Here is a 24,953-nt window from a genome sequence, read left to right on the forward strand (position 1 = left end):
CTTTCGTTTTTAGATTGTCTGTTTCAGTATCTCTCTCCAATAGGTCGGCTCCACCTCGCTGAGTAGAAAGTCAATGAAATCCCTTCGTGTGTCCTTGTTCAGTTCGTGGTAGAGTTCACGGAATGTGCTGAAATTGCCGTTGATGTACGTTTCCACCATATACACGAAAATGTTGTCCACCTCGTAATATCTGCACTGCTGCGCTGCCGTCCTGCTGTTTCTCTTTGCCATATCGGTAAGGGTTAAAGGGTGAATAACCAAAGGATGAAGCCGAAGAAGGCAATGGTGGAAAGGATAGCCACGATTACACCTATTGCCACTCGGAACACTCCGTTTACAATCTCTCTGATGATGCCCCAAAGGATGCCGAACACCCCGAAGGCGGTGCGCATTATCAAACCGCATATAGCAAGCCCGATGTTTTGCGCTGTGTGTCTGAAATCTGCCGTTGCTGTCATATCTTCGCTGTTTTTGAGTTTTTTTGTTTTTTAATGCGGATTCAAGAGCTGAGGGAGTTGAGTTTCAAACTATCTTATCTGCCTCTCGTTTATCCGACATTTTTTTATGCGTCTTTCGGTCGCATCGGTCGTTTTCGTTTCGGGGGCTTAAAAGGTCGGGATGCGGATAAGCAAAATCTTTCGGGAAAAATACTACCCGCAGGGCTGGAGATTTTTTCAGAAAAATTTTGAGATTCCGTACAATCCCGAAGTACCTTTGCGCCCTAAACGGAAATGACTGCCTGATGCGATTCTACTGAAAGGCGCAGGATGGAGGTAAACGAAAACAGAGGCAGATTGGAATAGAAAAACTTCAGAGAAAATCCGTAAAAAAAAGAAGAACCGGCTGAAAGATAAAAGACATCACCGGAAGCGTGAAAAGGGCAAACCATCAACAAGGAAGTATGAATGTTTCCGATCCGACTGCACTTGTCCAGCCGGGCGGAAACAGTCTTTATTCCCGGTTTGCCCGGCTGTGTGTGGCCGCTTGTTTCATTCATGGGGCAGGCTGACACACTCTGCGTCCTTTCCGTTTCCGGCACAAATGGACAGCGAAAAAAGAAAAATCATCTGAAAACCCGTAAAAGCACCTCTTGGCATAGCCACAAAAGAAAGGGGCATTGCATCTCAGTCTAAACATCGTTTAGGCGTGAGGCAATGCCCTTTTCTCCGGCTATGCGGTAGTCGGCACATATTCGTTAGGACTTGTCCGCTGCGATTATGTACCGACGGATAAAACCGCTTTTACGGAAAAACTTATGAATGAGGGAATAAAAAATCTGGGAGTTTATTTCAAAATCTCGGATTAAATAGCTACTTTTGCATACAAAGAGTTCTTTGAAGGTTACGCAACGCGCAGAGGAATAATGCAGTAGATAACTAACTAATTCGTAACCTATTACTATCAAGAGCGACTAACCTACGCTCATTTCCAATAAATTACACTCTTTTCGTAACTTCAAGAAACAAAGTTACAAAAAATAATCGGTGTTTTTGCCGCATTATATGAAATAATTGTCGTAAATTTGCAAAACGGGAACAAATGTAAGGGCGGTAAAACGAAATGTATAAAAGCGGCAAAACGACTCAAAACGTTCAATTCGTTGTTAATGAACGACTTGCGCGTTAAAAATAAACGAAAGTGCGGGACAAAATTCAAAAACGAAATGTAACATGTACTTTACATTTGTGTTACATTCAGAGGGGATTTGAGGGGGATTTTATAGGTGAAATGTAACATGGCGGCTTAATGGGCTGCCTTTTTTGTTTTAGGGCGGTTCTGTGGGGAAATTGCTCTCTCTGTCGTGGCTTTGGTTGTCATTGCTGTTTTGGGATGCTGTGGGACGTATTCCCTTTGTTTTCAGAGGTTTCCATGGATTAGACAGTTCTCTTTTCTTTCGTGTTTTGATTATTTTCCTTTGGCTGTGGAGGGCTTGTCGCTGCGGTGTGTTATATGGGCTGTTATCACTCTCTTTTTGAGGCTCTGAGGAGGCTTTTTTGCCCTTTTCTTTGTAGCCTGTCTTTTCCTACTTTTTTTGCTGAATTTTGGGTTAGGTCTGCATTTAGGTCTGCATTTAGGTCTGCATTTTTAACACAAATAAAAGTGGATTCGTGGGGCAGACGGGATAAAATAAGGCTGAAAACGGCTGTTTTTTAATTATTCGATGGGCAGAATGTACATTAAACAACCGTTTTCGATGGGTACTTTTCACATCAAAGTTCCAAATATCAGGCATTTAACTAAAAACAGGTGAGAAAAACGCACACTTTTCGTTTTATTCAAGCCTGATGAGACCGACAACAAGTGCAATATTATATATGTCATTATATTCAAGTTCAAAAGGATAATAGTCTTGATTATCTGACACAATTAAGACATGTTCATTGTCACTACCAGGCTTTACACGCTTAATTATTGGTCCCTGGTTTGTGTCAAGAACATAAGATTTGTTCCATTGAAAGAAAAGTTTTGACATATCAACCTTGCGACATGCGACAATATCGCCAGACTGAAATGTTGGTATCATGCTATCGCCTGTGACCGGTATAAGGAAATCCGCTCCTTTGAATGACGGTACAATGTAACGTTCACACTCATATTCAAGGACAGACAGTTCTCCTTGAAATGCTCCAGCCATTGCAGATATTGGTATTAATGGTATTCCCTCATTTGGCTTTTCGGTGTGTATAGCTATTGGCAAAGTGTCTTGCAAAGTCCCCTCTTTATACATATTTCCTTTGCCAACCAAAAGCCATTCCAGATTTAGATTAGGGAATTTCTCTAAAATAGTTTGAACTTTATCAATACCTATACTTTTACTAATGGCATTGACATAGCCATTAGCAACCCCTATTGATGCCTCAAAGGCAGAAACAGTTGTCTTTTCTGCCTTGCAAAATGTCTTGATCCTATCTTTAACCGTCATCTTTTATAAATAAATTAGAAAAAAACTCTAAATAATTTTGTTATTAGAGATATTCTCTATATCTTTGCAGCACATTTAAATATTAAACACCTGACAAAGGTACAAAATTCTATCGAGAAAAACGAAAAATATAAAAACAAAAATAGGAAAAACGAAAATGAAAAGAAGAATTATTGTAGAATATGGTAATGCGAGCAAGATAGCAAAGGCTATGAATTGTACGCCTGTGATGGTAAGCCATGCGCTTAACTACAAGAAGAACAGTTTTCTGGCACGGAAGATTCGCCATGTCGCAAAAACCCAGTTCGGAGGCGTTGAAGTTGGCAATGAATAAGGAGGAACGCATTATGAAGACATTATTAAAAATGGTCTTGGCTTTGACTCTCGGGCTTATCTGGATATGGTTTGTCCTGAGTTTCAAATGGAGCTATGAGGATATGTCAATGGCAGAGAAAGTCGTCGGCATCATCTATTCAGTGACTATGGTACCAATCTATTGCGGCATCAAAGCATTTGGCAGAAGCCTTGCAGAGTAATTAAACCTAATTAGTGAGGAAGTATATGGAATATTACAAGCAAATGTTGTGCGTTACCTTTGAGGAACTTACTACGGGGGATGAACCTGTTATTAAGAAAAAGACCTTGTTCAGTAGGGTTGACCGTGGCAGTATCCAGAATGCCCGTCAAGGCAAGGGTGAAGGCAACTATGCCCTCTATGTATATTCTTCACTCCCTCCAAAGTACCGCCAGCGTTTCGAGGAGAAGTACGGGAATCCCGAGGAGATAATGAAGGAGAAGGAGGCAGCGAGCGCCGCCACAGTCCTTATGAGCGGTGAAGCCCGCGAGTATTACGAGTCGTTCGAATACAGTCTGAACGGTGTTCAAACCCGTTTGAGCGAGAAGCTGATACAGGAGTATACCATTAATGCCAGTGTCATGGCTATGCTGTGGGACCGGATGAACCGGTTGGTCTCCACGAGCCACGCCCTCTGCAATGGGCGGCGCGGCGACCTTTGGGACATCGTCTTCAATGAAAGCGAGAGGCTGAGGGAGGTGTCAGGCCACACCCTGCCCGGTCACCTTGCGAGGCTGAAGGACAAGATGAAGAGGTTCAAGGCAGACGGCTACCGGTCCGTCATCAGCGGCAAGGTCGGCAACAGGAACACCATCAAGATAACCGAGGAAGCCGGCAGGAGGCTGATTGCCCTGAAGCGCAGCCGTGTCCCGGTCTATACCGACAGCCAGATTTTCGCCGCGTTCAACAAGGAGGCGGAGGCGAAGGGCTGGAAGCCGTTGAAGAGCCTTAGCGGCATGAAGGCATGGCTCAACAGTCCGGCGGTGGAACCGTTGTGGCACGACGCTGTGTTTGGCGAGATGAGCTCCCACCAGAAGTTTGACCGCAGGCACAAGACGCAGCTGCCTACGCTGAGGGATGCGCTATGGTACGGTGACGGCACGAAGCTGAACCTTTATTATAAGGATGAGGACGGCAAGGTGAGGACGACGAGTGTCTACGAGGTCATCGACGCAGCCACTGAGGTGTTCCTTGGTTTCCACATCAGCGACAATGAAGACTACGAGGCACAATATATGGCATACAGGATGGCTATACAGGTCAGCGGCCACAAGCCTTACGAGATTGTCCATGACAACCAAGGCGGGCACAAGAAGCTCCAGAACCAGCAGTTCTTTGAAAAGTTGTGCCATGTGCACAGAACCACCGCGCCATACAACGGAGCGTCGAAGACCATTGAAAGCGTCTTTGGAAGGTTCCAGCAGCAGGTGCTGCATAAGGACTGGCGGTTCACAGGCCAGAACGTTACGGCCGTAAAGTCAAGCAGCCATGCGAACATTGAGTTTGTGGAAGCCAACAAGGACCGGCTTTACACCCTTGAAGAGCTGAAGGCTGCCTACGTCAAGGCAAGGACTGATTGGAACGAGATGCCTCACCCTGCCACCGGCGAGCCACGCATAAAGATGTATGAGGCGAGCGTCAATACCGAGACACCGGTTGTAACAGCGAGTGACATGGTGGAAATGTTCTGGGTGACATGTGACAGAATGAGCACGTTCACGAGCAGTGGCATAGAAATCACGGTGAAGGGCAAGAAGAGGATATATGAGGTCATGAGCAGTCCGGGTGTTCCCGATTTGGAATGGCGCAGGAAGCACACCTACCAGAGATTTGTCGTGAAATACGACCCTTACGACTTTTCCAGCATCCGCCTGTATTGGAAGGACAAGGCCGGAGGACTCCGCTTTGAGCGTGTTGCAGAGCCATACATTGTCATCCACCGCGCAATACAAGAGCAGACAGAAGGTGAGGCACTCTTCATCAGGGCGCAACAGTCAGCCACGGAACATAACCGCATAGAGCGCCAGGTGGAGGCGAAAGAAATAGAGTTTGCCGAAGGTGTCGCGCCCGAGCAGCATGGCCTTGTCACACCGGAACTTAAGGGAGTGCGTGCCGAGGTTCGCCGCCAGATAGAGCGCAGGACACGCAAATACAGTCATGAGCCTGTTGAGTTGAGTCTTGGTCGCATGGAGAAAAACATCAGCAACATGGACATGCTGGATGCAGAATGTTCACCAAATGAAAATGGCATTGTAATACCAATGCCCCAGAAGAAAGACATGAAAGCCATCAGTGGCAAGTTATAAACCCTATAGCAAAAAGATATGGAACTTACAATGAATGAGAAGGAGCGCATAAGCTCACGCTTGAGAGAATACGTAAAGAAATACCCGAGCCAGGCGAAAGCCGCCAGCAGCCTGCGCGGCACCAGTGCCGGCACTGTCAGCAGCATCCTGAACGGCAAGTGGGAGCTCATCAGCGATGACATGTGGCGCATCATCGCCGACCAGATTGGCGTCAGGAGCGACAACGGATGGCAGATTGTGGAGACGGGCGCATACCAGGAGATAACCTTCGCACTTGACGATGCGCAGCGCTGGAAGAACGTCATGTGGGTTGTCGGCGAGGCAGGCTGCGGCAAGACCACCGCCTCGAAGCTGTACGCCTCAGAGCACAGGGAAGTGTTCTACCTGCAATGCTCGGAAGACATCCACAAGGGCGAGTTCGTGAGGGAGATTGCCCGCCTTGTCGGCATCAGGGGCGAGGGCTGCACCGTGAGGGAGTTGTGGAAGGCCATCCTCGACAGCCTGATACAGATGGATGCCCCGCTGCTCATCTTCGACGAGGCCGACAAGCTGACCGAGAGCGTCTTCCACTACTTCATCAGCCTTTACAACAAGCTTGAGGACAGGTGCGGTGTCGTTTTCCTGAGCACCGACTACATCAAGAAGCGCATCAAGCGGGGGCTCAGGTGCGAGAAGCCGGGCTACAAGGAGTTTTACAGCAGGATAGGCAGGAAATATTTTGAACTGGACGACACCACTCCGGGCGATGTCTATGCCATCTGTGCCGCCAACGGGCTGTCAGACCGGAAGGACATTGACGAGGTCATGCGTGATGCGGAGCAGTGCGACTTTGACCTCCGCAGGGTGAAGAAGAGTGTCCACAGGGTAATGAGGAGAAAGAAGAAGTGATGTTATGGGCAGAGCGTTGACAGTCAGTGAGGTGCTTGGCAGAAAGCGCGAGGTGTTCCCTTTCGAGGGAGCCTGGGCTTCCGCCTTCGGTCAGCCCGAGAGGACAGGAGTGTGGTTCATCTGGGGCAATTCAGGCAACGGCAAAAGCAGCTTCCTTATGCAGCTGTGCAAGGAACTTTGCAGGTACGACCGTGTCCTTTATGACAGCATGGAGGAAGGCGCGAGCCTCACGATGCGCCAGAGCCTTGTCAGGCATGGCATGGGCGAGGCAGGGCGCCGGTTCAGCCTTTTGGATGACGAGGACATCGAGGAACTCATGGAGCGCCTGTCAAGGCGCAAGAGCTGGAACATCGTGGTCATCGACTCCTTCCAGTACACCGGTCTCACGTATGAAGGCTACAAGGCGTTGAAGAGGCGCTGCAAGGACAAGCTCCTGATATTCATCAGCCACTCCAAGGGGCGCGCCCCTCGCGGCAGCGCGGCGGAGAGCGTGATGTATGACGCCACCCTGAAAATATGGGTGGAAGGCTTCAAGGCGTTCTCTAAAGGGCGCTTCATCGGAGATACCGGCGAGTACACCATCTGGGGTGAGGGCGCGGAGAAGTATTGGGGAAAGCAATGACAGTTATCAATCATATAAAAATTATAAAATATGGAGAAGGAAAAAATCTACATCAGTGGGGCGATTTCGCACCATGACATTGAGGAACGTATGGGCGCATTCGCCTCTGCTGAGGAAAGGATTCTAAGGGCGGGCTGTCTGCCTGTGAACCCTTTCCGGAACGGTCTCCCTCAGCCGGGTGACTGGCGTGAGCACATGAGAGTCGACCTGCGCATGCTTCTGGACTGCGACGCAATCTATATGCTGAAAGGCTGGGAGCTGTCAAAGGGCGCGAAGCTGGAGCTTGATGTGGCGAGCTCTTGCGGGATAAAGGTATTGTTTGAATAACCATAAAAAACAACGATATGGAAAAAATGAAATCCGGTGTAGTGGTTCTCACTTTGACCTCTACATATTATATAGGGACAATCCGTGAGACTTTTACTACTCGTGTCGGGTTTGCCGGGGAATATAACAAAAAGGCGCTTTCTGTAGCAAAAAAGGAGCTCAAGAAGTTGTATTTCAAGCGGTTTGAAGATAACTATAAAGATATTCTTCCGGTTAAACATGTTTGTCGTGTCAGTGCAAAGACAATAGAATGCGACATTCTTCTTAGTAACAAATGATATGGAGCAGGAAGTTTTTGATTTCAAGCGTTTTTTCGGTCTTTTCAAGCGTCTGGCTTATGTTGGTGACCGTGATGAGTTGCGGAAAGTGCTTGTAAGCCGGTACACGAACGGCAGGACTGATGAGCTGAGATATATCAGGGAGTCGGAATATGAGGCGTTGTGTGCAAGCCTTGAGCGTGAGCTTGGCATCTTTGATGAGGTATCCCTGAAACACAGGCTGAGACGGAAGCGCAGCGCCTGCCTGCATCTGATGCAGAAGTTGGGCGTCAACACTGCGGACTGGTCAAGGGTGAACGCCCTGTGCCGCGACCCGAGGATATGCGGCAAGGACTTTTATCCTCTGACCGTGGAGGAGCTTGACGCCTTGTGCGCGAAGCTGCGCAGCATAGAGCGCAAGGGCGGTTTCAAGCCTCAGAAGCAGGACCGCGTGCAGGGAGGTGGCGTGGCATTCATCATACCGATAAATATTGACAACAAATACAGTAACTGACATGAAAGAAACAGTAAAACGCATAATGCAGTACATCTTTGACACTGCGGAGGCAAAGCGGCTTGACGGCGAGCGGTACCTTGAACTGCTTGAGGAGCTTGAGCATGAGATCGAGTGCCACATAGAACTGACACAATACACCCAAGGGATAAATGAAGAAGAGTATTAACAACAGACAAGAACAAGAATCATGAGAATCAGGAAATCAGACTGGTACCAGACAAAGGTGCGTTATGAGAAGACGCTGGAGGACGGCCGGGTAAAGAAGGCAGCAGAGCATTATGTCGTGGAAGCATCGAGCCACACGGAAGCGGAGGCACGCATTGCGGAAGAGATGGCCTGTTGCATAAACGGCGAGTTTGAGGTTGCAGGAATATTCCCTGCATCGTACAAGGAGATATTCTACTCTGACAGAGGACCTGACGAGCATTGGTACAAGGTGAAGCTGCACATCAACAAACTTGATGAGAAGACTGACAAAGAGAAGCGCTTGACCGTGCATCATCTCATACAGGCTGCAACGCCGGAACTGGCGATTCAGTATGTACGCAATTTTATTGTGGGAGCGATGACGGATTATTCAATAGTCTCCATCACCGAGCCCCCTATACTTGATGTTTTTGAAGATACTAACAAATAAACAGACAACATTATGGCAAAAAGAGCAAAGAAAGTCCTGGTGACAGGCGTTAGCAGGGAGATTGCCGAGGACGCATTCGCAAGCTATGCGAAGGCAGAGGCCCGGAGTTCGAAAATTAAAGCGGACATTGAGTTGCAGTGTGCGAGAATCCGTGAGAAGCATGCCGGCCGTCTGGCGGAACTGGAGGAGGAGAAGGCTGCCGCTTTCGACACCCTGCAGGCTTTTGCCACAGAGAACCAGGCGGAGCTGTTCGCAAAGAAGAAGAGCCTTGACATGACCCACGGCGTTATAGGCTTCAGGACAGGCACGCCGAAGCTGAAGACCCTGAAGGGCTTCACATGGGCGAGTGCGTTGCAGCTGGTAAGGAAATTCCTTCCCGACTATATCCGCCATACGGAGGAGATTGCGAAGGACAGGCTTTTGGCAGACAAGGAGTATGTTTTTGGCGAAGGTGTCCCCACGATGTCCGCGCGTATGGCTGAGTGTGGCATTCAGGTAGTACAGGACGAGACATTTTATGTGGACCCTAAGAAGGAGGACACACAGTTATGATTCAGAAGGTGAAAAAGCCGGTAAAGGTGGGCATGTAGAAACTTTTGTATAAACTGTTAACATAAAATGAGGCATTCCTTGCGGAGTGCCTCATTTTATGTTTGCCGGTATGTATTATTTTTGCTATCTTTGCAGTCATGACACGAGGAAGAAGCAAGGTGCTGGTCGCCGCGCGTGACCGCAGGATGTTTGAAAGGTACTTTTATTGGACGGAAGTCCGCCGCCTGCGTTTTGATGACGCTATAAGGAAGCTGAGCGAGGAGGAGTTCTTCGTCTCGGAGGGGCGTGTCATGCAGGTTGTCCGCAGGATGATACAGGAGGGTGCCACAGTCGAGGGCAGGCAGATAGAGAAGCCCCTGTTCACAGGCTTCAAGGGCACAGCCCGGCGGAAAGCGACACCTTCAGACGCTCCTGCCCCTGATATGCCCCTGTTTCCCGGATTTCCTCAGTGACGGGCACGGAGTAGACCGCCTCATAGACCTTTATGCCATGGTTCCATGTGTAGAACCGTGACTTCTCGCGGTCCAGTCCCCCTTCATCGGCAGGGCGGAAGCCTTGCAGCAGCCTGTGGAGCTCCGCCACCATTCCGGCGCGTGCGAGTATGGCGTCCGTTGTCCCTGACGCATAATGCGTGTCGTCGTAGCAGTCGATGATGAGCTTCACGCCGACCTTTGCCGTTCCTTTCTGGCTTTTGCCGGCGATGCCTGACCAGTCGCACTCCGGCGCATCGATGAGGACGGCGGGGAAGGTCAGAGGGTACATGTCGATGTTGTCCTTGTCAAGCGCCTCCAGCTGTCCGTAGTCCTCGTCCACAAGGGAGAGCGACGGCATGCTCTCCTTTATGTGGCTTGCAAGTTTATGAAGAAGGTGTTCCATTTGTCAGTTTGCTTTTTATTTTGTCCAGTGATTCATTGATAGTCTTGTTGATTTTCATGCGCAGCTCCTGCGAGTCGCCCATGAACCGTCGCTGCGGGATATGCACGGCAAGACGCTTCTTCCTTGTCAGCGCAAGCCCTTTCCATTTTTCCGCCTCCCGGGGCAGTTCCTTCGGAAGCTTCCTGCCTTTGCCTTTCACTCCTGCAAGGGAATAGACCATGTGCCATGCGTACTTGCGCATTTTCTTTGTGACGGTTGTCTGTATGTCTCCGCCGTCGTTGTGCATTGCGGCATACGGCACAGGGTTCTCTATGGACACCATGCCGGGAGACGGGCGCGCCTGTATGGAGCGCATGAGGTGGTTCTGCCTTGATGTCAGCGGTCCGTATTTTACATCGGAGGTGCTGCCGTCCTGCCTCTTTGTCCGCCTCCATGGGTGCAGGCCGCCGTCAAGCCATCCTCCGTCGCGGAAGTTCTGCTTGAAATGGTTGACGGCTATCGTGCCCACTTTGCGCGGAAGGCGGTCGCAAACCTCCTTCTCGATGTCCTTTTTGGCATGCTGAATGTGCTTTTCTATGTTTTTTGCGTCCATTTATTTGGAATTAAAAAATATTTTTGTACCTTTGCAGCAGCGAGGAGGCATTTCGGGTGATCCCCGCTTGTTCGGCGACAGTCTTCGGATTGAAGCCGAACACTTTTTTATATAGTATATTTCCTTACGGAATCTTCACCTCTGACAACAACATAGACATCCTTCAGGACTTTTCTAAGAAGATTTCCCTTATTGTTCCGGAAATAAGTAAAGTAGTTGATTGCTTTTATGACTTTCCTTTCCTCAAACAAAGATGGTTCTTCAAAATAAAGGCACACGGAGTCGGCAGGTTCCGGCACATCCGGTCTTGCATTGTATTTCTTCAGCTGAATGTTCTTTGCTATCAACGCACCGCCATAATGTTTGTTCTCCGTTGTTATTGAACGTATATCCATTATGATGCCGTTGAGCCTGATGTCAAGGGCTGTGTATAAGTTTCCCTCCGGAGACCTTTTGCTTTCATCACACAGGATAATCTTGTGCCCCATCCTGTAAAGTTGGTCAACACAGCGGTTTTCCAATTGTGTTGATGTATATTTCCCGAAAAATATATCTTCTTTTTCAGCCGAATGAACTTGATGACCGACATGGGTAGCCTTTAGCCCGCCTGTTTCCTTGTCAAAATGCACGTCTGTATAGTTGGCATCCCTCTTTAGGCGGTTGTATTCAGCCTTATTAGCTTTTTTCCGTTCTTTCTCTGTTTTCGGGAGAGTTTTGTATTCTTCGGTTTTAGGCATACATTCATTGATATAAGGGCAGTTGTAGCAGTCCTTCTGTTGGTTCTTGAACCATCCTTTGAGCCTGTTTTTGAATCCGCTGTTCCTGTATGCGAAGCAGTGCCTGCAGTCCTTCGGGAAATACGGGTGCGAGTCCGAGAACGTATGCCCGTCCTTTCCCGGATTGTTCTCCAGTCCGCGCTGCGGCTTCACATCCTCCATACTGTCCAGAGCCTCCGGGTTTGCCGGCTCGTCCGTCGCCTCGAGTGAGCACTTGCAGTTCCATCGGTCACCCGGGCGGTGCATGTCCCAGAACGGATGACCGACAGGCAGTGTGAGCCTTGCCTTCCAATACCGGCTGTGTATGCTGTCCGGTTCCGGCGATGTCGTAGGCATCCACCGGAGGTTAGGCATGACATCCTTGTTGCGCTCGAACTCCCTCCAGTCGGCGGCGTTGTGCGCGCGGATTACTGCTGTGTCATACTCCGTGCGCAGCCATGAGCCCACCTGATGGCTCTTTATGGAACTTACATCCCTTTCCCAAATGCGGAAAGGTTTCAGGTGGCCGCCGGCATCATAGAGTTTCGCTGCCATTTCGTCCGCCATGGTGTGCGCCTTGAATGCCGCGAACACCTCGTTGGAGTGGCGCAGCTCACGGCAGAACAGCTCGTCATGAGCAGGCGGTGCGGCAGCCTGTGACAGTCCTTCCACTGTGCCTTCGTTGATTATCCGTAGTATTTCATGCCACAGTCCCTTGTCAACGGCGGATTCCGCACCCTCTTCGCGGTACAGCCTCTCCATGAACATCCTGAGCACGTTGCCGTCGAAGCGCAGCGGTGCGGAGTTTTGGAACCGCGCACCATTGCCCTCGTCATTGTAGAGCGTGTCAATCAGAATTCGGTGTCCGCCCCGTAAGGTTCCGGGGCGACTCCGAAAAAACGGTTCAGGAGGTTTTTGAACGGTGTCCGATTACTGTTCAAACGGCCTTTCCCTTCCGTCCCGTTCTCATTGCCGTTGTCCTCAAGAGCCTTGCGGAGCATGTCCCTGCGCTCAGCCTCTTCCGCTTTCTGCCGGTCATAGTCTTTCGGCTTCTCGATGCTGAATGTCTCATACAGCCAGTCGTCATCCATCGGCAGCCCCATGTTTTTCAGCCCTTGCACTATTTCCAGCCGTTGTGCCGGGTCCATCTTCTCTTTTTCGATATAGACGAACTCTCCGCCGTCAACGTTGAAGCCGAGGTCTGCAAAGATTGGTCTCATGTCATAGTTGAGCACATCAAGGATAAAGTTGCGGTCGTCCGCCTTCATGTCGTCCTCCTCTTCCTTGTGGACTGTCCCCAGAGCCTGTGTCCCTGTGTCTCTGGCATCTGTCGTCAGTGTGTTGCCGAGCACGCGTATGGAAATCTTGCTGTCCCAGTAGTCGGCGAAAGTCTTGTAGAGGTCTGAGGAGCCGGTCTTGTTCCCCGACTCAATGAGCGTGAGGTCGGAGTCCTTCGGATGGATGTACACCGCGTTGGTTCCCTGGCTTCTTGCGTCAGCGAGGAGCCTGCGTCGTGCCATTTCGTCCCCGGCGTCGTATGTGTACTCACGTATCGGCATGCCGAAGATGTTGCAGAACTGCGCCCAGTCCGCCATGTTCCCGCGCTTGTAGAGGACAGCCGGCATCAGTTCCGCGAATATTCCCAGCCCTCTTTCCGAGCCTACGAACATCATGTCCGGGAACTCCCCGGCAGGGATGCCGTCCCGGTCGTTCTGGAACTTGAGGATTCTCTTGCGCACCGGGTCATAATGCTTCCGGTCTATGAGGTCATACTGTATGCTTCCGTCGTCGTCAAGGTAGAACTGCACGAGCGTGAATCCCCAGAACTCAGACATGATGAGGTCTTTGCACAGTCTTTTGAACCATGGCGAGCGGAGTTGTGAGTTCACTGTCTCGTCAGGCACGCCGTCGCGCACGAACTGTATCGGCAGCCGTGTGACGCCCCTGAGACGTTTGTCGAGCACTCCTGAGAGATGAAGGTCGAGCATTGCCGACTCATACATGTCATAGAGTCTTGTGCGGCATGAGCAGTCTATGCTTTTCGCCTGTGTGACGGCGTTCATGTACGCGTTCATGTCGAAGAGGAAAATCTCCGGCATCTGCAGGACGATGTCGGGCATGCGCTCACCCTGCTGTGTGCGCATCCCTCCCTGCTTTATGTGCCTCTCTTCCGAGAGTTTCTTGCTTTTCTTTTTCATTGTCTGTATATGATTGATAATCAAAGGCTTTTAGACAGTAAAACAAAAGGTGTCACTTTATGCTGCAAAGCGTAACGTTTTATGTGGTGAAAGATAACGCTTTGCACGGTGAAAGGTGGCACTTCATTTTCCCTTCCTCCATGGTCATCTGAAAGTCGGCCTTACGGTGTCCGCGAGAATCTGCCATGGCGAGTTCTCTGCCTTTTCGTCATCGTCAATCATCGGCGCTCCGTCAATGGTGACGTCGCCCTTCATGATGCCCTTAAGCCACTCTATCGCGCGGTCGTACCTGTCCTGGCGTATTTTCGCCATCTTGTAAGGGTTGTGCTGGCAGAAGATGTGGTAGACGGTGATGTCGATGGCGAACATGAGTATGAGCGGGTGGCGTTCTGTGCCTGTGGCGGCGAATATCCTGTCACAGTCGTAGCTCTTGTTAAGGTAGGAGCGCATCTCGGCGACAGCGCGGTCCTCGCAGATTTCCACTATCTGTGGGTCGTAGGTCGGCGCGTCCTTGCGCAGCAGCGCGTCAAGTATCTCGCGGTGTATTGTCGCGTCGTAGTCTGTCAGTGTTATGAAGTTTCCCATGATTTGCAATGTTGTCACATCCTGTATCTGTTGTTCTCGTTAAGTTCGCGGTAAGTGACTGTCACAGGCGGCAGCATCTCCGCTGTCTTTTGGCTGATGATGGTCATTCCTCCCTCTATGCAGTCAGGTCCGTCGGCATTGTACGGAAGGTGCATCTCAAACATCCTGAACTGGCTGATGAGCTCCTGCATGTGCGGGTTGTCCCTTTCCTCCTCGTTGAACACCCAAGCTCCGTTCCGGTCGACAGGCTCAAGGTTCGCCTCGATGCGTGTCGCCTTGTCCGTCTTCCTGCGCTCGTCGCCACGGATATGGAGCTCCCTGCCCCTTCTCCTTGCCTCCTCACGGAGCAGCGGCTTGAACACCTGCTCGAAGAACGGGTCCTGCAGCTTGTTGTTCTCCATGTAGCAGTACACGTTTGTCCTGCCTCCGACATAGTCCGCGAGGTCGAAGTACCAGGATATGAACACTGCGTTCAGCTCACGGGCAAGGAAGCCCTTGATTATGTAGTACACCCCTTTCAGCCTGCCGATGAGGAAGACAGCCTTTGTGGAGCTCGCCTTCTTGCGTGAGTCGGAATATGCCGGGTCGCCATATGCCACGAGGAACGGGAACTTCTCCAATGGCGGGACTTTGCCGAACGGCAGGTTCTTGAAGACAGTCCCTTCCGACACCGGGTTGTTGAAGTACTCCGCCTGCGCGCTGCGCGCCGAGATGTTTGACAGCACGGTGTCAATCTGCTCCTCCGTGTTCTTCTGCGGCCATGTGCTGCGCCCGTCCTTTCCGCGTATGTTGATGATGTCCCAGTGCCTTGCGTGTTCTCCGGCACGTTTTATGCAGCAGTCCTTTGCTATGATGTTGCCGCACCACAGCACGAGTGTCGGCTCGGAAATGGAGCGTGTCGGATAAAGCGCGCCCTCGAACCATTCCCACTTCTTTTTCAGCGTCTCAGGGTTGCGGCAGTCCTCGTCGGTGTCGTAGTCGTCCATGCAGATGATGTCCGGGCGCACCTCCTCGTTACGGGCGCCGCGCGGGGCTGAGCCGGCACCGAGGGCAACGAACTTCGCTCCGCATTGGGTGGTGAAGTCCTTCTCCGTCCATGCTCCCAATGTCACCTGGCTGCCGTAGAACTGCTTCAGGCGCGGGTTGTTCTCGAAATTCAGCTTGTATGGCGCGAGAAGCCTTATCGCTGCAGCCTCTGTTGCGGAGGCGAGTGCGACAAAGCGCTTTTTCCTTGTCAGCGTGAGGTACATGATGATGAACATCGCCACGGTGGACTTTGCAAGCTCACGGCTCCATGAAAGGACCTCATACCACTCGCTGTTCCTTGTTATGCGGTTGATGGCGCGGATGTGGAACGGCGCGAAGTCATATTTTGCGTATTTCGGGAAAAAGTACCTTATCCATTCCACAGGGTCCTTCTCCAGCTCCGCCCGCTTCTTCTCTATGTCCCTTGCCGACAGCCCGTCATCGACGGGGATGTCCGCGGCGAGCGCCTTGTGGTGTTCCGCCCAGCGTTGCAGGGCCTTTTTCTCTTCCTGTGTCATCTCATCTGCTCTTTAAGGAATGTGTCGAGGAGGTCGTTGAACCTCTTTGCCATGTCAAGGTCAAGCGGGCGCAGCCAGTTCGTGAAGCGTATCGCCACGTTGACGATGTCGGCGATGCCAGCATCATTCTCAATCTTCTTTATCGCTGACGCGAGTTTCGCGAGGGTGTCCGCCTCTGCCACGGTGGCGAACCTCTTTCCCTCCTCACGTCCGTTGATGTTGTTGTTAATCTCCACTATCTGCCGGTTCAGCCCGGCAAGTATCTGTGCCGGTGTGATTGTGCGTGACGCCTTCAGTTCCTCCCATCCGCCGTCCTTCACCCACCTTGCCACCGTCTGCCGCGTCGTCCCCACCTTCCCGGCAATCTCCTCCTGCGTGAAGCTGCCGTTGAGGTACAGGGACTTGGCAATGTCCTTTCTGTCGATGTTTGTCTTTGTCATGTGCTTTTTGCTTAAAATCGGTGCAAAGTTCCTAATATTCAGCGATAAAACAAAACCATGTTTTTCTGTTTGACCCGGTGAGATGCAACATGTCCACGGTGAAGCACATGACGGAAACTGCGTTTTGCAGTGTCGTTTTTTTTAGTGAACTTTGCAGCCAAAACAGAGCATGACATGACCAGACAGTTCTTTAACATAATTCCGGAAGAGGACCGCGCCACCATCCTTCTGTATGGAGACATCGGTGAAGGCGACAAAGTGGAGAGCGGGCGCATCGTGAGCGAGCTGCTTTCCCTGCAGTCGCGGTACAGGCGCATCGATGTGCGCATCAACAGCCGTGGCGGTGATGTGTTCAGCGGCATGGCGATATACAACACCCTCCGCCGGTCGAAGAGTGAGATTGTGATATACGTTGATGGACTCGCGGCAAGCATCGCCGCAATCATTGCCCTTTGCGGGAAGCCCCTCCACATGAGCCCATACGCGAAACTGATGCTTCACAGTGTGAGCGGCGGCACCTGGGGCAATGCTTCCGTCCTCCGCCAGACTGCCGACCAGATGGAACGGCTGCAGAAGGACCTTGCGGAGATGATTGCGGGGCGCTGCGGCATGGAGTCGGCGGATGTCCTTGAGAAATACTTTGACGGTTCAGACCACTGGCTCACCGCCGGCGAGGCTCTGGATATGGGGCTTGCCGACAGCATCTACGACATGCAGGACGATGAAGGCAGGCCGGAGACAGACGAGGAGATTTATCATTATTTCAATAACAGGCTCAGCTTTGAGCCCAAAAACGACAATGAAATGGCATTAATAGACGACATCAGGGCAATCCCGTCCTTTTCAGACAAGGCGGATGCCGGCGCCATCGTGGCGCACATCAAATCGTTGGAGAGCAAGGCGACAGGCGCTGAAGCCCTCCGGCAAGCTAACGAGGCATACAAGGCTCAGATTGCGGAGCTTCAGGAGAAGGATGCGGACAATTTCCTCAACCGGGCGGTTGCCGACGGCAAGATCGGCAAGGAGCAGCTCCCCTCGATGAAGAAGCTCATGGCAAGCGACCGCACCGCCGCGGAAGAGTTCATAAACAGCATGAAGGCGCGCAAGGAGACACGCCGTGCCGCAGACTTCATAGACCGTGGCAGCGGCAGCGGCTTCGAGGGAAAGTCCTGGGACGAGCTTGACCGTGCCGGGATGCTTGCCTCGCTCAAGTCCGAGAACCCGGCCTTGTTCGCGGCCAAGTACAAGGACAAGTTCGGCATCGAATACAAGAACTAACAAAACACATAAAGAGAAATGGCATTAAACAGACAGATTTGGCTCAGCGCCATACAGGAGAACTTCTATCCGGACAACTCATTCGCGGTGAAGAGTGTCGATGACTCGGCGTTCGTCAGCTGCCACACCGTACACATACCAAACGCCGGTGCGCCTTCGAAGGTGCAGATAAACCGCTCAAAGGTGCCTGCGGATGTGACGAAGCGCACGGACAACGACCTCACCTACGACCTTGACGAGCTGACGACAGACCCGATATACATTCCGCACATCGAGACTGTGGAGCTCAGCTACGACAAGCGCAACAGCGTGCTTGCCAACGACCGTGAGGCGTTAAGGAGCAATGCGCAGCAGAACCTTCTCTACAAATGGTTCACCGGCGGCAACATCGTGAAGACCACCGGCGAGGCGCGTGACGCGCACACAAGCGGGACAGCAAGCGGCAAGCGCAAGAAGGTGACGAAGGATGACATCCTTGAACTGATGATACTCTTCAACAAGGACAATGTCGCCAAGGACGGCCGCTACCTCCTCCTTGACAGTGTGATGTATGCAGACCTTATCGCTGACCTTTCAGAGAAAGAGCTTTGGGCGTTCCAGAACTCCGCCGACACGGAGAAAGGCATCCTCGGACAGCTGTTCAGCTTCCATATCATGGAGCGCAGCCAGGTTCTCCGCATGGCAGGCGACGGCAACACCCTCCTTGAATGGGAGAAGGACGCTGTCGCAGAAGAGTGTGCCGCAGGCCTTGCATGGCAGGAGCAGTGCGTGAGCCGCGCGCAGGGCGAGGTCAAGATGTTCGACTCCATGGACAACCCTCAGTATTATGGCGACATCTATTCCTTCCTGATGCGTTCAGGCGGCAAGTACCGCCGTTATGACAAGAAGGGTGTGGCTGCACTGGTAGAGGCAGCGGGTTAACGCAAAAAAAAGAATCATCATGCAACTTCCAAGAGTAAAGATACAATTCCTTAACGGCCAGTTGGGCACCGTCGGTGAGAGTCCCGACGGGCTTATGGCCCTTGTGTGCGGCGCGGAGGCTGTCGGGGACACCATGGCACTCAACGAGCCGTACACCATAAGCGGCATGGATGACCTCACCGCCCTTGGCGTGACAGCAGGGAACAACGCTGCGCTGCACAAGCATGTGAGGGAGTTCTACGACGAGGCAGGCAACGGCACAAGGCTTGTCCTGTATCCGGTTTCCACCGGTGAGACGATGGCCGCCCTCTGCGACTACACCGAAAGCGGCAAGGGTTTCATACGTGACCTTATAACAAGGCTGAACGGTGCACTTCGCGGCATCGCCATCGCCAATGTCGGTGACGGTGCCGCCGGTTCCGAAGGCCTTGCCGCCGATGTGTACTCCGCCCTCCCCAAAGCGCAGCAGCTTGCGGAATGGAGCACCACAGAGCTTTATGCCCCGCTCTTCATGGTTATTGAGGGGCGCAGCTACAGTTCGCCGAAGAGCCTGAAGGATTTGACACAGGAGGACTATAACCGCGTATGCGTGCTGATCGGTGACACGCTGCAGGACGGCAAGGGTGCATGCGTCGGCACATTGCTGGGGCGTACTGCCTCCGTGCCTGTGAACCGCAACATCGGCCGCGTAAAGGACGGCAGCCTCTTCCCTTTGGAAATGTTCATCGGCGGCAGGAAAGTGGATGAGAGCGGCAGCGCCGTGGCAGAGATATACTCAAAAGGGTATATCACACCACGCAAATATGTCGGCAGGAGCGGATATTTCTTCACAGACGACTGCATGGCATGCGACATTACGGACGATTATGCGCACCTTGCCATGCGGCGCGTGATAGACAAGGCGTACAGGGTCGTGTATGACACAGCATTGGATTTCCTGCTCGACGAGATAGAGCTTAACGACGACGGCACGATGGCGCTGGGCGTCGTGAAGAGCTGGCAGCAGGCGTTCGAGAATGCCCTTAACAGGCAGATGACCGCAAACGGCGAGCTGAGTGCGGACGCAAGCGGTGAAGGCTGCAAGTGCCACATCGACGAGAAGCAGGACATTGCCGCCACGTCACGCATCAAAGTGCAGGTCAAGGTGCGCCCGCACGGCTATGCGCGCTATATAGATGTCGACCTTGGATTCCTGGTGGCGTCAGCATCATAAAAAGACAGCAATATGTTCAATACAAGAGAATACGAATGGGCGGACGTCAGCGTCGTTCTGGCGGGCCGTCCCATAACAGGGCTTCGCGGCGTGAAATACAGCGCGAAGCAGGAGAAGGAGCTGCTGCATGCAAAGGGCAACAAGCCGCACAGCATACAGCGCGGCAACAAGAGCTACGAGGGCGAGATTACGCTCCTGCAGTCCGAGTATGAGGCTTTGCGGCAGGCTTGCGGCGGAGACATCCTTGACGCGAGCTTCGACATGGTCGTCTCCTATGGCAACCCGACAAAGGGCGACGTGATAACGACGGACATGATTGTCGGCTGCGAATTCACTGAGGACAACACCGAGTGGAAGCAGGGCGACAAGTTCCAGGAAAAAACGCTGCCGTTCCTCTTCACCAACAGGAAGACAGCCTGAACACTGTCCGAACGGCATTCAGACAACAATCAAAAAGCAATTGAAAATGGTTTATACGAAAGAACAGGTCTCCGCATGGAAGAAGAAGCACGGGGACATCTTTGAGATAGAAGTGGGCGGCAAGAGCTGCATAGTGCGCAAGCCGACACGCAAGGACTTGAGCTACCTCAGTGTGATAAAGGACCTTATAAAGATGAGCGAGACGATGCTCCGCCAGCTGTGGGTTGACGGTGACACGGCGATACAGGAGGATGATGAGTACTTCCTCCCTGTAATCCCAAAGCTGGAGGAGGTCATGAAAATAAAGGAGGCACAGATAAAAAAACTTTAGCGGATGCGGAGGTTCCGGGGGCGGAGGACGGGGACGTGCTGTTCCTGAACACCATGCTGAGGTATTACATGCACATGGACCCCGACACACTGAGTGACGAAGAGTGGGCACATACTATCCGGTATCTCATAGACATCCGACGAATGGAGGCGAAGGCTGCAAATGGACAACATTCTTAAATTTCTTATCAAACTGCAGGCGGACGGCGGCAACGTGCTCAACGTGGCGCGGCGCACCTCCGAGCAGCTGGACACTGTCTCGCGCAAGGCGGCTTCTGTCGGGGTCCGCCTGCGCAATGCCTTCTCCATATCCAATTTCGGGAACTCCCTGATGTCCGTGCCGGGCATGCAGTTCCTGACCAACCCGTACACTCTTGCAGGTGCAGGGATAAGCGCCGTCGCAAGTCTCGGAGCACAGGCGGAACAGACCTCAGTGGCGTTCACGACGCTTGTCGGCAGCGAGGAGAAGGCGGCGGGCATCCTTGCGCAGATAAATGATTTCGCGGCAAAGACGCCATACTCCAACCTTGACCTTGTGGACAATGCCAAGACCATGCTGAACTTCGGCGTGGAGGCGGACAAGGTCAACGGCTACCTGAGACAGCTGGGAGACATCGCAGCCGGTGACAGGAACAAGCTCGGCAGCCTGTCCCTTGTCTTCGGGCAGGTGGCAAGTGCGGGAAAGATGAGCGGACAGGACCTCCTGCAGTTCATCAATGCAGGCTTCAACCCTCTCAAGGAACTGGAAAAGATGACCGGCAAGACATACAGTGAGCTTCAGGACATGATGGGCAAGGGACAGATAGGTCTTGACGCCGTGGCGGCAGCCATCCGGCACGCCACGGATGAAGGCGGGGCATTTGCGGGAATGAGCGACAAGCTCAGCCGGACCGTCAGCGGCAAGTTCTCGACCCTCGCCGGCAACGTGCAGCAGGCTGCCGTGGACATGTTCGGGGAGATAAAGCCGGTAATAAGCGGGCTGCTTGACCTGTTCATCATGATAGTGCCGCCGGCAGCGTCAGCCATACAGGATATTTTCAAGGTGGCCGGCAAAGTGGCAGGCTTTCTCATTGACTGGAAGGAGGAACTTGGGCTTCTCGCTGCTGTCGTTGCAGTGGGTACCGTTGCATTCAATCTCAACACTGTTGCAATATTCGGGCTCGCAGGAGCAGTCAAGGCGGTCACGGCTGTTACAAAAATATGGGAAGGTGTGCAATGGCTTGTGAACATAGCCATGAACGCCAATCCTATCGGCTTGGTGATTACACTGATTGCCGGTCTTGTCGCTGCCGTCGTATACTGCTGGAACAAGTTTGCCGGCTTCCGCGCTTTCATTCTCACCATGTGGGACACGGTGAAAGGCTTCGGTGACATCATAAGGAACTATGCCATTGACCGTATAACAGCGCTTGTCGGCGGCATAGGCAAGCTTTCCGACGCGTTCTCCAGACTCTTCGCCGGGGATTTCAAAGGGGCATGGCGCAGTGCCGTCAGCGGTGTCAGGGAGATGACTGCACAGGCAAGTGCGGAGAGAGCCCGCGCTGCGGCAGGAAAACTTGTCTCAGGTGTGAAGGCTGAGTACGCCAAGAACTATGCCGTACAGAGCCGGGTGCAGAAGCAGAGTGTGGCGAAAGATGCGGCGATTGCCACACCGGGGGCAAAAGGCAGCGCGGCAAGCGAGTTTGCCTTCAATGCCGCATCATCAGGCAAAGGGCAGAAAGGCAAAGGCAGCCACAGCAAGACCGCAGAGGCACTCGCCACCGGAGGCACACGCAGCACAAAATGCAACTCTTTCACTTTACACTATGAACAAAACCATATTCCGTCCTATATGTGACAACAAGAAAAAGTACATGGAACTGCTTCTGCTTGCCGATGAGCAAGAGAGTATGATAGACCGTTACCTTGACCGTGGCGACATGTGGGTGCTGGAGGATAATGGTCTGAAAGCGGCATGTGTAGTAACGGATGAAGGAAACGGGACTTTGGAGATAAAGAACCTTGCTGTCGTTCCGGAACAGCAAAGGCATGGTTATGGCAAAAGGATGATCGAATTCATTGCAAAGCAATACAACAGCCACAAACTACTGCGTGTCGGGACAGGCGACAGTCCTTTGACCATGCCATTCTATCTGTCGTGCGGCTTCACCGAAACTTATCGGATAAAGGATTTTTTCACAGACAATTACAACCATACTATCATTGAGGCCGGAGTCGTCCTGAAGGATATGGTTGTTTTTGAACGGCAAATCAACAAGAAATAAAACAAGAAACCGCCCGAAACACAAGGAAAGAGCCTCATGTTTCGGGCGGTTTTCATATAATTATATGTATATTATTTCTTGTAGTTTCTCAGACCTGTGGAGAGGAAATCCTTATACTTAGGAATGTCCTCATCATAGGAATAGGCGCTGTTGAGCGGTTTTCCGTCGTTGTCAAGGAGGACATAGAACGGCTGAGTGTTACTGCCGAACTTTGTTCTTTGGAAGTAACTCCACTTGTCACCGACAGTGCGCAGCTTGCGAGGTGTGCCGTTCTCCGTCACCTCTATTGGCTCAGGAAGCGGTGTCTTGTCATCGACAAAGAGCTGGATAAGGACATAATCGTCGGTAATCATAGTCTTCACACCTTCGTCTGTCCACACAGCAGCCTCCATTTTGCGACAGTTGACACAGCCGAAACCTGTGAAATCAATCATCACCGGCTTGCCCTCATGGCGCGCTGCCTCCATTCCTGCCTCATAATCCTTGTACTCCGCCTCGATTGTCTCATGCTCCGCAAGGTTGAAATCCTGTGTTGACATCGGTGGAGCGAAGGCGGAAACAGCCTTGCACGGTGCGCCCCAAAGTCCCGGAATCATGTATATGGCAAAGGCGAAGGAGCACATGGCAACGAAGAATTTTGTCACCGGTGTGCGGTGATTGATGATTTTCTCGCCCATTTCGTCCCACTCGTCCTCATCATGCGGGAAGCGTATCCAACCTATAAGGTAACATCCGAGGAGGAAGAAGAGCACTATCCACAGCGAAAGGAACACTTCGCGGTCAAGAATATGCCAACCGTAAGCGAGGTCGGCAACGCTCAGGAACTTCAGCGAGAATGCCAGTTCGATGAAACCGAGAGTTACTTTAACATTATTCATCCAGTTGCCTGACTTCGGCGCACTCTTCAACCAAGTCGGGAAAATGGCAAAGAGAGTGAACGGAAGAGCCAAGGCAAGGGCGAAACCGAACATGCCCACAGCCGGTCCGACGATGTTGCCGGAGGTGCCCATCTCCACAAGCAGGAATCCGATTATCGGGCCTGTGCATGAGAAGCTGACAAGGGCGAGGGTGAACGCCATAAGGAAGATGCTCAACAATCCTGTCGTCGAGGATGCTTTGCTGTCAACGGCGTTTGTCCAGCTTGACGGCAGCACAATCTCGAATCCTCCAAGGAATGATGCTCCGAAGACAACAAGGAGGAGGAAGAAGAATATGTTGAACACTGCATTTGTCGACAATGCGTTGAGCGCGGAAGCACCGAACAGCAGTGTTACGGCAAGCCCGAGGGCAAGATAGATGACGATTATTGACAGTCCGTAAGTGAAAGCGTCGCGGATTCCCTTACGCTTGTCGTCCTTTGCACGCTTCAGGAAGAAGCTGACGGTCATCGGTATGATAGGCCACACGCATGGGGTCATCAGTGCAATGAAACCGCCGAGGATGCCAAGCATGAAGATTGTCAGCAGCGAGTTTTCCTCTGCGCTGCCCGGAGTGTTGCCGTCCTTGAACTCGGCAAGCTCCTTTATGACCGGAGTCCACAGCCCTTCGCTGCCTGAAATGACGGCAGGAACAGTGTCAGCAGCGACAGTGTCCGTTGCCGTGGCTGTCTCAGTGGCAGGCTCGGCGTCCAGGTTCTCCTCCTTAGTGTCAGCAGACTCAACCTTCTCAGCGTCATTTCCCTTCACATCTCCCGAGAAAGAGAAATCCACACTAGTAGGAGGCAGGCAGCTTTGGTCGTTGCATGCCCCATACTCCAGATAGCCTTGGACAGAATAATGCTTGCCGGTAATCTTCAGCTTCTGTATGAATGTCACGGCATTCTCATAGTAAGAGACTGTCGCACCGAACATTTCCTCATGCTTGCGCGTAGGAGCCTTGTTGGCTTTCAGTCCTCCGACAGCCTTCAGTCCTTCAATCTTCTCGACATTGAAGGTGGCAGGGATTGGACCGTTCTTCTCATCCGGAGCGTAGACATGCCAGCCATTGGCAATCGTTCCCGAGAAGGTTATGGTTATCTCGTCCGGCGCTGTCTGATTCAAAGATGGCTTGAAAGTCACCTGAGCAACGGCGGAAGAGAGATGAAACAGTAGTGCACAAAGGCACAATGCCATTTTTCTTGTCATCACCATGTATTAGTTTTTTAGTTTTAATCC

30 protein-coding genes are annotated in these 24,953 nt (G+C 52.0%); 19 read left to right on the forward strand and 11 right to left on the reverse strand.

Translation table 11 applies throughout. The features are described 5' to 3' along the window. Positions 1–9 precede the first annotated feature (9 nt). From HPS57_RS09605 to HPS57_RS09615, 3 genes are all read right to left on the reverse strand, one after another. On the reverse strand, positions 10–231 hold the full coding sequence (locus HPS57_RS09605; protein WP_172182565.1) for a hypothetical protein: 222 nt from the start codon (positions 229–231) through the stop codon (positions 10–12). Positions 232–242: 11 nt separating this feature from the next. Next, positions 243–458 (reverse strand): hypothetical protein, encoded by a 216-nt coding sequence (locus HPS57_RS09610; RefSeq protein ID WP_172182567.1) that lies wholly within the window; start codon positions 456–458, stop codon positions 243–245. A 1,814-nt stretch (positions 459–2,272) separates the two neighbouring features. Continuing rightward, positions 2,273–2,923, reverse strand: coding sequence for a S24 family peptidase (locus tag HPS57_RS09615; protein WP_172182569.1), 651 nt, complete (start codon positions 2,921–2,923; stop codon positions 2,273–2,275). Between the two features lie 157 nt (positions 2,924–3,080). Between HPS57_RS09615 and HPS57_RS09620 the strand changes: the two genes are divergently transcribed. The 12 genes from HPS57_RS09620 (at position 3,081) to HPS57_RS09675 (ending at position 9,836) form a co-directional block, all read left to right on the forward strand. Next, positions 3,081–3,257 carry an ArsR family transcriptional regulator gene (locus HPS57_RS09620; protein ID WP_172182571.1) on the forward strand — a complete coding sequence of 59 codons (177 nt, stop codon included), beginning with the start codon at positions 3,081–3,083 and terminating at the stop codon, positions 3,255–3,257. Between the two features lie 13 nt (positions 3,258–3,270). Continuing rightward, on the forward strand, positions 3,271–3,459 hold the full coding sequence (locus HPS57_RS09625) for a hypothetical protein (RefSeq protein WP_172182573.1): 189 nt from the start codon (positions 3,271–3,273) through the stop codon (positions 3,457–3,459). Between the two features lie 25 nt (positions 3,460–3,484). Then, positions 3,485–5,584: a kinase gene (locus HPS57_RS09630; RefSeq protein WP_172182575.1), complete on the forward strand. Its 2,100-nt coding sequence runs from the start codon at positions 3,485–3,487 to the stop codon at positions 5,582–5,584. 18 nt (positions 5,585–5,602) lie between these two features. Further along, positions 5,603–6,472: an AAA family ATPase gene (locus tag HPS57_RS09635; protein ID WP_172182577.1), complete on the forward strand. Its 870-nt coding sequence runs from the start codon at positions 5,603–5,605 to the stop codon at positions 6,470–6,472. Positions 6,473–6,476: 4 nt separating this feature from the next. After that, entirely contained in the window at positions 6,477–7,094 is a 618-nt protein-coding gene (locus HPS57_RS09640) for a DNA repair protein RadA family protein (RefSeq protein WP_172182579.1), read from the forward strand. 30 nt (positions 7,095–7,124) lie between these two features. Next, complete coding sequence (locus HPS57_RS09645) at positions 7,125–7,421, forward strand: DUF4406 domain-containing protein (protein ID WP_172182581.1); 297 nt, start codon at positions 7,125–7,127, stop codon at positions 7,419–7,421. Positions 7,422–7,438: 17 nt separating this feature from the next. After that, positions 7,439–7,699 (forward strand): hypothetical protein, encoded by a 261-nt coding sequence (locus tag HPS57_RS09650; protein WP_172182583.1) that lies wholly within the window; start codon positions 7,439–7,441, stop codon positions 7,697–7,699. Between the two features lies 1 nt (position 7,700). Next, on the forward strand, positions 7,701–8,192 hold the full coding sequence (locus HPS57_RS09655) for a hypothetical protein (RefSeq protein ID WP_172182585.1): 492 nt from the start codon (positions 7,701–7,703) through the stop codon (positions 8,190–8,192). Between the two features lies 1 nt (position 8,193). Then, entirely contained in the window at positions 8,194–8,361 is a 168-nt protein-coding gene (locus HPS57_RS09660; protein ID WP_172182587.1) for a hypothetical protein, read from the forward strand. A 21-nt stretch (positions 8,362–8,382) separates the two neighbouring features. Next, positions 8,383–8,832, forward strand: coding sequence for a DUF4494 domain-containing protein (locus tag HPS57_RS09665; RefSeq protein ID WP_172182589.1), 450 nt, complete (start codon positions 8,383–8,385; stop codon positions 8,830–8,832). Between the two features lie 12 nt (positions 8,833–8,844). Further along, the gene (locus HPS57_RS09670; RefSeq protein WP_172182591.1) at positions 8,845–9,384 is read left to right on the forward strand and encodes a host-nuclease inhibitor Gam family protein; all 540 of its coding nucleotides are present in this window, start codon (positions 8,845–8,847) and stop codon (positions 9,382–9,384) included. A 137-nt stretch (positions 9,385–9,521) separates the two neighbouring features. Further along, a complete protein-coding gene (locus tag HPS57_RS09675; protein WP_216653398.1) occupies positions 9,522–9,836 on the forward strand; it encodes a transposase in 315 nt (104 codons plus the stop codon). Here HPS57_RS09675 and HPS57_RS09680 read toward each other — a convergent pair. The 7 genes from HPS57_RS09680 to HPS57_RS09710 form a co-directional block, all read right to left on the reverse strand. Continuing rightward, the gene (locus tag HPS57_RS09680; protein WP_172182593.1) at positions 9,754–10,260 is read right to left on the reverse strand and encodes a hypothetical protein; all 507 of its coding nucleotides are present in this window, start codon (positions 10,258–10,260) and stop codon (positions 9,754–9,756) included. The two genes, HPS57_RS09675 and HPS57_RS09680, sit on opposite strands and share 83 nt — an antisense overlap. Next, positions 10,241–10,852, reverse strand: a complete 612-nt coding sequence (locus tag HPS57_RS09685; RefSeq protein ID WP_172182595.1) for a phage virion morphogenesis family protein — start codon at positions 10,850–10,852, stop codon at positions 10,241–10,243. Before HPS57_RS09685 ends, HPS57_RS09680 begins: the two co-directional genes overlap by 20 nt. Before the next feature lie 107 nt (positions 10,853–10,959). Then, the gene (locus HPS57_RS09690; protein ID WP_172182597.1) at positions 10,960–12,369 is read right to left on the reverse strand and encodes a putative phage head morphogenesis protein; all 1,410 of its coding nucleotides are present in this window, start codon (positions 12,367–12,369) and stop codon (positions 10,960–10,962) included. Positions 12,370–12,458: 89 nt separating this feature from the next. After that, a complete protein-coding gene (locus HPS57_RS09695) occupies positions 12,459–13,805 on the reverse strand; it encodes a phage portal protein family protein (RefSeq protein WP_172182599.1) in 1,347 nt (448 codons plus the stop codon). 144 nt (positions 13,806–13,949) lie between these two features. Further along, positions 13,950–14,390, reverse strand: coding sequence for a DUF1320 domain-containing protein (locus HPS57_RS09700; protein WP_172182601.1), 441 nt, complete (start codon positions 14,388–14,390; stop codon positions 13,950–13,952). Positions 14,391–14,404: 14 nt separating this feature from the next. Then, positions 14,405–15,934 carry a hypothetical protein gene (locus HPS57_RS09705; protein WP_172182603.1) on the reverse strand — a complete coding sequence of 510 codons (1,530 nt, stop codon included), beginning with the start codon at positions 15,932–15,934 and terminating at the stop codon, positions 14,405–14,407. Beyond that, positions 15,931–16,374: a YfeC-like transcriptional regulator gene (locus HPS57_RS09710; protein ID WP_135939141.1), complete on the reverse strand. Its 444-nt coding sequence runs from the start codon at positions 16,372–16,374 to the stop codon at positions 15,931–15,933. Before HPS57_RS09710 ends, HPS57_RS09705 begins: the two co-directional genes overlap by 4 nt. Before the next feature lie 174 nt (positions 16,375–16,548). Between HPS57_RS09710 and HPS57_RS09715 the strand changes: the two genes are divergently transcribed. The 7 genes from HPS57_RS09715 to HPS57_RS09745 all read left to right on the forward strand — a co-directional run bounded on the left by HPS57_RS09715 (position 16,549) and on the right by HPS57_RS09745 (position 22,800). Next, positions 16,549–17,652, forward strand: a complete 1,104-nt coding sequence (locus HPS57_RS09715) for a head maturation protease, ClpP-related (protein ID WP_172182605.1) — start codon at positions 16,549–16,551, stop codon at positions 17,650–17,652. Between the two features lie 18 nt (positions 17,653–17,670). Then, positions 17,671–18,573 carry a hypothetical protein gene (locus HPS57_RS09720; protein WP_172182607.1) on the forward strand — a complete coding sequence of 301 codons (903 nt, stop codon included), beginning with the start codon at positions 17,671–17,673 and terminating at the stop codon, positions 18,571–18,573. A gap of 19 nt (positions 18,574–18,592) precedes the next feature. Then, positions 18,593–19,786 (forward strand): DUF2586 domain-containing protein, encoded by a 1,194-nt coding sequence (locus HPS57_RS09725; protein WP_172182609.1) that lies wholly within the window; start codon positions 18,593–18,595, stop codon positions 19,784–19,786. A 12-nt stretch (positions 19,787–19,798) separates the two neighbouring features. Beyond that, positions 19,799–20,206 (forward strand): hypothetical protein, encoded by a 408-nt coding sequence (locus HPS57_RS09730; RefSeq protein WP_135939137.1) that lies wholly within the window; start codon positions 19,799–19,801, stop codon positions 20,204–20,206. A 46-nt stretch (positions 20,207–20,252) separates the two neighbouring features. Next, positions 20,253–20,537, forward strand: a complete 285-nt coding sequence (locus HPS57_RS09735) for a hypothetical protein (RefSeq protein WP_172182613.1) — start codon at positions 20,253–20,255, stop codon at positions 20,535–20,537. 162 nt (positions 20,538–20,699) lie between these two features. Then, on the forward strand, positions 20,700–22,373 hold the full coding sequence (locus HPS57_RS09740) for a tape measure protein (RefSeq protein WP_172182615.1): 1,674 nt from the start codon (positions 20,700–20,702) through the stop codon (positions 22,371–22,373). Continuing rightward, positions 22,342–22,800, forward strand: a complete 459-nt coding sequence (locus tag HPS57_RS09745; RefSeq protein ID WP_172182617.1) for a GNAT family N-acetyltransferase — start codon at positions 22,342–22,344, stop codon at positions 22,798–22,800. Before HPS57_RS09740 ends, HPS57_RS09745 begins: the two co-directional genes overlap by 32 nt. A gap of 71 nt (positions 22,801–22,871) precedes the next feature. Here the strand turns inward: HPS57_RS09745 and HPS57_RS09750 are convergent, their stop codons facing one another. After that, positions 22,872–24,923, reverse strand: coding sequence for a protein-disulfide reductase DsbD family protein (locus tag HPS57_RS09750; protein ID WP_172182721.1), 2,052 nt, complete (start codon positions 24,921–24,923; stop codon positions 22,872–22,874). Between the last annotated feature and the right edge of the window lie 30 nt (positions 24,924–24,953).

Origin of the sequence: Palleniella intestinalis (assembly GCF_013166595.1) — a bacterium.
Taxonomy (GTDB): Bacteria; Bacteroidota; Bacteroidia; order Bacteroidales; family Bacteroidaceae; genus Prevotella; species Prevotella intestinalis.

Coding starts and splice junctions, on each gene's coding strand:
- HPS57_RS09605 (WP_172182565.1), bottom strand. CDS start 231: ATGGCAAAGAGAAACAGCAGGACGGCAGCGCAGCAGTGCAGATATTAC.
- HPS57_RS09610 (WP_172182567.1), bottom strand. CDS start 458: ATGACAGCAACGGCAGATTTCAGACACACAGCGCAAAACATCGGGCTT.
- HPS57_RS09615 (WP_172182569.1), bottom strand. CDS start 2,923: ATGACGGTTAAAGATAGGATCAAGACATTTTGCAAGGCAGAAAAGACA.
- HPS57_RS09620 (WP_172182571.1), top strand. CDS start 3,081: ATGAAAAGAAGAATTATTGTAGAATATGGTAATGCGAGCAAGATAGCA.
- HPS57_RS09625 (WP_172182573.1), top strand. CDS start 3,271: ATGAAGACATTATTAAAAATGGTCTTGGCTTTGACTCTCGGGCTTATC.
- HPS57_RS09630 (WP_172182575.1), top strand. CDS start 3,485: ATGGAATATTACAAGCAAATGTTGTGCGTTACCTTTGAGGAACTTACT.
- HPS57_RS09635 (WP_172182577.1), top strand. CDS start 5,603: ATGGAACTTACAATGAATGAGAAGGAGCGCATAAGCTCACGCTTGAGA.
- HPS57_RS09640 (WP_172182579.1), top strand. CDS start 6,477: ATGGGCAGAGCGTTGACAGTCAGTGAGGTGCTTGGCAGAAAGCGCGAG.
- HPS57_RS09645 (WP_172182581.1), top strand. CDS start 7,125: ATGGAGAAGGAAAAAATCTACATCAGTGGGGCGATTTCGCACCATGAC.
- HPS57_RS09650 (WP_172182583.1), top strand. CDS start 7,439: ATGGAAAAAATGAAATCCGGTGTAGTGGTTCTCACTTTGACCTCTACA.
- HPS57_RS09655 (WP_172182585.1), top strand. CDS start 7,701: ATGGAGCAGGAAGTTTTTGATTTCAAGCGTTTTTTCGGTCTTTTCAAG.
- HPS57_RS09660 (WP_172182587.1), top strand. CDS start 8,194: ATGAAAGAAACAGTAAAACGCATAATGCAGTACATCTTTGACACTGCG.
- HPS57_RS09665 (WP_172182589.1), top strand. CDS start 8,383: ATGAGAATCAGGAAATCAGACTGGTACCAGACAAAGGTGCGTTATGAG.
- HPS57_RS09670 (WP_172182591.1), top strand. CDS start 8,845: ATGGCAAAAAGAGCAAAGAAAGTCCTGGTGACAGGCGTTAGCAGGGAG.
- HPS57_RS09675 (WP_216653398.1), top strand. CDS start 9,522: ATGACACGAGGAAGAAGCAAGGTGCTGGTCGCCGCGCGTGACCGCAGG.
- HPS57_RS09680 (WP_172182593.1), bottom strand. CDS start 10,260: ATGGAACACCTTCTTCATAAACTTGCAAGCCACATAAAGGAGAGCATG.
- HPS57_RS09685 (WP_172182595.1), bottom strand. CDS start 10,852: ATGGACGCAAAAAACATAGAAAAGCACATTCAGCATGCCAAAAAGGAC.
- HPS57_RS09690 (WP_172182597.1), bottom strand. CDS start 12,369: ATGGAGAGGCTGTACCGCGAAGAGGGTGCGGAATCCGCCGTTGACAAG.
- HPS57_RS09695 (WP_172182599.1), bottom strand. CDS start 13,805: ATGAAAAAGAAAAGCAAGAAACTCTCGGAAGAGAGGCACATAAAGCAG.
- HPS57_RS09700 (WP_172182601.1), bottom strand. CDS start 14,390: ATGGGAAACTTCATAACACTGACAGACTACGACGCGACAATACACCGC.
- HPS57_RS09705 (WP_172182603.1), bottom strand. CDS start 15,934: ATGACACAGGAAGAGAAAAAGGCCCTGCAACGCTGGGCGGAACACCAC.
- HPS57_RS09710 (WP_135939141.1), bottom strand. CDS start 16,374: ATGACAAAGACAAACATCGACAGAAAGGACATTGCCAAGTCCCTGTAC.
- HPS57_RS09715 (WP_172182605.1), top strand. CDS start 16,549: ATGACCAGACAGTTCTTTAACATAATTCCGGAAGAGGACCGCGCCACC.
- HPS57_RS09720 (WP_172182607.1), top strand. CDS start 17,671: ATGGCATTAAACAGACAGATTTGGCTCAGCGCCATACAGGAGAACTTC.
- HPS57_RS09725 (WP_172182609.1), top strand. CDS start 18,593: ATGCAACTTCCAAGAGTAAAGATACAATTCCTTAACGGCCAGTTGGGC.
- HPS57_RS09730 (WP_135939137.1), top strand. CDS start 19,799: ATGTTCAATACAAGAGAATACGAATGGGCGGACGTCAGCGTCGTTCTG.
- HPS57_RS09735 (WP_172182613.1), top strand. CDS start 20,253: ATGGTTTATACGAAAGAACAGGTCTCCGCATGGAAGAAGAAGCACGGG.
- HPS57_RS09740 (WP_172182615.1), top strand. CDS start 20,700: ATGGACAACATTCTTAAATTTCTTATCAAACTGCAGGCGGACGGCGGC.
- HPS57_RS09745 (WP_172182617.1), top strand. CDS start 22,342: ATGAACAAAACCATATTCCGTCCTATATGTGACAACAAGAAAAAGTAC.
- HPS57_RS09750 (WP_172182721.1), bottom strand. CDS start 24,923: ATGACAAGAAAAATGGCATTGTGCCTTTGTGCACTACTGTTTCATCTC.